The sequence below is a fragment of the Pseudoalteromonas sp. TAB23 genome (assembly GCF_000498075.1).
Taxonomy (GTDB): domain Bacteria; phylum Pseudomonadota; class Gammaproteobacteria; order Enterobacterales; family Alteromonadaceae; genus Pseudoalteromonas; species Pseudoalteromonas arctica.
Genome location: NZ_AUTP01000139.1, coordinates 1 through 4,814 on the forward strand (window position 1 = coordinate 1; position 4,814 = coordinate 4,814).

A 4,814-nucleotide genomic window follows, 5' to 3' on the forward strand; every position below is an offset into this window, starting at 1 on the left:
AGCCGCCGGTTAAGTCGGCTATTGGGTCAGTGATAAAAGAAACTAACGTTTTCAACCATCCCATTATTTGCCGCCCCTAATTAATTTAATAAAGCCCTTTGGGTCTTTGCTAAACGTTTCAATAAATTTATTGATCCCCTCCAAAATGTGCGGGGCCGCATACGCAGTTACACCAATAACACCCGTTTTTAAGCTTTCATCAAATTGCCGCCACTCGCAAAACATAGCCGCCAAGTACGCGGCAAAAACAGCAATTAACACACTCATAAAATAATGAAAAAACGTAAACACTTTACGGCTTAAATACATTTGTATAGCCGCCGCTAAAAAGCTCAACATAAGCAACTGCCCCCACTGTTTAATAAATTCAACTATATCTATCCAGCTCATGCGTCTTCCTTGGGTGTTGGGTTAAGGTCTGAATATTCAGGCTCTTTAAATTCAATGCGCTGCGCTGCAGGCAAGTAATTATTAATACCTAAAACATCTTGCTGCATTGGCACAACTTCATTGTTGTAATAGGCACGGGTAATTTTATCTAAGTCGCCAAAGCCGTTTTTATCACCAGACGACTGGCCGCTTAGCGCTTCTTGCGCGCGGTGCATACTTAGCATATCGTTAAGCGTAATTTTTTTAATCCGCTCAAATTCATCTTTGGTAGATATATCACCAACCGGTGTAATGTTTATCGCCTTTTCGGCATCGGCCTTATTACTTCTAAAATTAAAAAACAAACTTCTAAAGTTACCCACACCTTTGCTATCGCGTATTGCATCTTTTAATGCCGTCTCATCTTCAGCGCTTAAATTAGGATCAGCCATTGAAAATATAAAACCCATATGCGCACCGTTCTTGTAATACCGACGCCTAAACAAAGTCGCATCTTCATTTAATAATGCCGACTGAATGCCACCATAATATTGCGGTATACCGTAAATGCCTTGCCCCGGGTCGTACTCTTTTACATGTATAATTTCGCCCGCATTAAAATAAATAGGCTCATGGCTGCGGTTGCTTAATTGCGCATACACACCGCGCGTACTCGTATAGCGCATAGTCAGTGCAGGCAGGTGGCGCAGTTTAATAATTTGCCCAAACGAATTTTTAATAATTTGCAAATAAGCGTTGCCACTCCACAGCAAATCAAAGCCAAACTTACTTAAAGATTGATGACTTAAAAGCGGGTTAGGCTTATACCATTTTAAAATCATGTTTCGCTTAAAATACAAAATGGGCCCGTGCTGAGCATTAACGCGCAGCAGTTTAATTAAACCCTGCAAACTAATGGGCGGCGCATAAATGCCGTTGCTGTCACTAAATACACCAACGTAATCTGTTAGCCTGTTATCTAAGCACGGCTCGGGGTCGCCAAAACTAAACGCATCAGTCACCGCAGTTCGTTGGTTGTAATTAGGCGCTTGGCCGTTGCTTACTTGTAATCGTGGTTTCATTAAGCTGCAATTCCTACAGATGTTTGGCGGCTGTGGGCATTACCGTCGAGGGGTTCAAATAATAAGCCGTGCATAATTGCCCACGCAATATCGGCATGGCCCGTAGTGGCCGTGCGGTTAGTAGCATATGTAATTTGGTCGCCAACAACTTTACGGCGAATATTAATAAACGAGCTAGCAATGTTTACCGCGTCATGGTCAAACTCAAGGCGTCGGTTTTGAATAACGTTAATTGCTTTAATAACCATGCGGTTTTTAATAATAGGGTTGTAATGTATTGGCTCGGCATTAGGGTAAAATTTAGTAATAAGCTCCCACACACCGTAACCAATACCAGTGGTATCAACGCCAATGTGCACAACGTTGTATTTTTCGGTAAGTAGTTTTATTTCGCTTGCCATCGCTTCAAAATCATTACCGCTTAAATCAATTGCTTCAAGCAGCAAAAACTTTTCACCAGACTTCATCGGCGCACTTAAAATAGCCACGCTCGCCTTATCGCCAAATCGCGCAGGGTCAAAGCCAATAACCACCGGCTTTAACCCGTAAGGGCGTTCGTAATCTAAATCAAAGTCAGGCCACTTGGTCGAATCGCCCACGCAGTTCATAAGCTGCTTAAGGTTAAACGCACTGTGCGCATCATCAATAAACTTGCACATAAACAAGTTATTAAACTCATCTACACTGTACTCGTTTTCAAGCACGCCAATGTCAATGCGGTCAAACCCACTGGTAACCACGTCGTACACAGTAAGCATTTGTCGCCAAATGCCATCCTCGCAAAGCCTGCCATTTTTTAAGCTTTTATGGCTAACATCAATCGCAAATTCAGGGTCGTTACACGCCTTAGTTTTGCGATACCACTTACCGTTCCAGTGGTCATACGCTTCATGGCTCGTAACACTCGGCGTACTAAAATAAGTAATGCGCAAATGCTTATGCGTTGCCATAGCCTGCGCCAAGCCCCGCAAGCTCTTATATTTAGGAATCCAAAAAACTTCGTCTATATATAGGTCGCCACTTTCCGACTGTGCCGTACGCGCATTAGTGCTTTTAAAAATAAGCTTAACTGTTTTGCCGCCAGCCAAATTAAGCACCATTGGTGAACCGGTCAGCTCAACATTAAAATGCTCACGCACCAGCGCCACAATATTAGCTTTAAATACCTCGGCCTGATCNTAGCCGATATAAATATTTTATTGCGGCCATTAATAACCGCGTCGTAAAACGCTTCAAACGCAAAGTAAAAAGTTGCCCCAATTTGTCGGGGCTTTAAAATAAAGCGGGTGCGGTGATCTTGGTTTTCAAACCAATGTTTTTGGTGGGGATAAAGAAGTTTGTCTTTAAGCTCGTCAAGCATTTCAAGCGTAATACCAGAGCAATCATTTTTCTTTTTCTTCTTCGACTTTTTGCCGCTGCCGCCACTATTACCAGCACCAGCATCGTCATTGTTAGCGCGTTGCTTGGGAGCAGGCGCAAGCTTGCTTTTATTAAGCGCACACAGCTGGCGCGTGCAAAAGTCTAGCTCTTTATATTCAGCATCGGTTTTATTGTCTTTATCGGCTAGCAAATTAATGCGGCGACTAAACGCCATTTCGGCATTATACGTTGGGCACATGTCAGCCCAGTTCTCAGACTCAGACCAACGCCTAACACTTCGCGCACTTGGCATGCCTGCTAAATCAGCTATTTCCTCGTAGGTATAGCCATCAACAACATACAAATCCTGTGCTTTTTTGCGTACGTCTGGTCCGTAGTTAGCCTTCATATTGCGCCACATTAATTAATCCATGGCGGCAGTGTATTAGTAATAAAGCGCGTAATCTGTCTGTTAAAAACCTGTCCATTCCTAAAAGTTAAATATAGGAATTTCAAAAAGTTAAACAGTTGGAAAGGTGCAAAAGGAGGGTGCAAACTGCAGTTACTTTAAAGCATAAAGCTTAATTAAAAAACATTTAAAAGGTTTGTTTATATGCCAGGTCAACTACGCACAAAACCATTATCAATTGCCGCTGTTGGCATGACTGTCGACGGCCGCGAAATAACCGAGCAAGACGTAGCCGACATAGTAGAAACTTACAACCCCCGCAAATATGGCGCACGCATAAACCTCGATCACGAATTTAACTGGTCGGGCTGGGCCGCTAAAAACCTACACAATGTTGATATACCCGGCATGTTGGGAGACGTAGTAAGCGTAGAAGCATACGAAAACGAAGAAGGCGTAGTGTGCCTATACGCCGTGCTCGCACCAAACCAAGGGTTTGTAGCATTAAACAAAGCCGACCAAGCCGTATATTTTAGCATCGAAATTAGCCGCGACTTCATGGGCACTGGCAAAACTTACCTAACCGGCCTAGCAGTTACCGACTACCCAGCAAGCTGCTACACCGACCGCATCCATTTCAGTAGTAAGAGCAAAGCAGACGACACGGAAGTCTCTTTATTAACAGTTGACTTAGGGTCATGTGAGCCTATCGACACACCTAAAAAACCCTTTTTCAAACGACTATTCACTAAGGAAGAACCCGACATGAACGAAACACAATTAGCCAATGCATTAAAAGATGCACTCGGCACGCCGCTTGAGCAATTTGGCCAAAAGCTCGACGGCCTAACAGCAAAGCTTGATGCGTTTTCAACAACAAAAGTTGACGACGAAGAAGAAACAGTACCGCCAGCCGAAGAGTCAGACGAGCTAACAAAGCTTAAAGAAGAGCTATCAAGCACAAAAGTAGCGCTTGACGAACTTAACGAAAAGTTTACCAAAGCATTAAAAACACCTGCGGGTGACACAACCAACGCCGACGAAGAACACGAAGGCGACGAAGGCAAATACAGCAACTGCTTGTAATTGCCGCACCCTAACTTAACTTAGCAAAGCGCAGGAACGAAAATGAAAACCAGAACAAAACAATTATTTATCGCAGTACTTGCAGGCATGGCCAGCAACTACGGCGTAGCATCAATGAACGAACAGTTCAACGTAGAGCCAACAACTGAGCAGCGCCTATACGACGCAACGTACGACTCAGTAGAGTTTCTACAATTAATCAACACCGCACTAGTAGACGACATCGTAGGCCAATCAGTAATGATGAGCGTAGACGGTGGCGTAACAGGGCGTGCCGGTGTAGAAAGCGACGACACCAAAGAGCGCCAAACGCGCGACGTAGCAGGCCTAGCCAAACGCGAATACCGTTGCTACCCGGTAGAATGCGACATTCATTTATCATGGGCAAAAATGGATCAGTGGTCAAAGTTCCCCGACTTCCATCAGCGCTATCGCAATCATGTGCGCCAGGCAATCGCGCTCGACATTATTAAAATTGGCTTTCACGGCACGTCAGCCGCCGACTCAAC

The 4,814-nt window shown here is 44.2% G+C and carries 4 protein-coding genes and 1 pseudogene; 2 read left to right on the forward strand and 3 right to left on the reverse strand.

The window, feature by feature from the left end:
- Nucleotides 1-63: 63 nt before the first annotated feature.
- The 3 genes and pseudogenes from L654_RS0105280 to L654_RS1000000128655 all read right to left on the reverse strand — a co-directional run bounded on the left by L654_RS0105280 (nt 64) and on the right by L654_RS1000000128655 (nt 3,231).
- Nucleotides 64-390, reverse strand: coding sequence for a phage holin family protein (locus L654_RS0105280; protein WP_002960036.1), 327 nt, complete (start codon nt 388-390; stop codon nt 64-66).
- Nucleotides 387-1,451 (reverse strand): phage portal protein, encoded by a 1,065-nt coding sequence (locus L654_RS0105285; protein ID WP_024607481.1) that lies wholly within the window; start codon nt 1,449-1,451, stop codon nt 387-389. Before L654_RS0105285 ends, L654_RS0105280 begins: the two co-directional genes overlap by 4 nt.
- A pseudogene (locus L654_RS1000000128655) lies at nt 1,451-3,231 on the reverse strand (terminase family protein). Before L654_RS1000000128655 ends, L654_RS0105285 begins: the two are co-directional and overlap by 1 nt.
- Nucleotides 3,232-3,423: 192 nt before the next feature.
- Between L654_RS1000000128655 and L654_RS0105295 the strand changes: the two are divergent.
- Nucleotides 3,424-4,305, forward strand: coding sequence for a GPO family capsid scaffolding protein (locus L654_RS0105295; RefSeq protein ID WP_024607482.1), 882 nt, complete (start codon nt 3,424-3,426; stop codon nt 4,303-4,305).
- A 42-nt stretch (nt 4,306-4,347) separates the two neighbouring features.
- Nucleotides 4,348-4,814 (forward strand): P2 family phage major capsid protein (locus tag L654_RS0105300; RefSeq protein ID WP_024607483.1); only part of this gene is annotated, 467 nt, incomplete at its 3' end.

Coding starts and splice junctions, on each gene's coding strand:
- L654_RS0105280 (WP_002960036.1), bottom strand. CDS start 390: ATGAGCTGGATAGATATAGTTGAATTTATTAAACAGTGGGGGCAGTTG.
- L654_RS0105285 (WP_024607481.1), bottom strand. CDS start 1,451: ATGAAACCACGATTACAAGTAAGCAACGGCCAAGCGCCTAATTACAAC.
- L654_RS0105295 (WP_024607482.1), top strand. CDS start 3,424: ATGCCAGGTCAACTACGCACAAAACCATTATCAATTGCCGCTGTTGGC.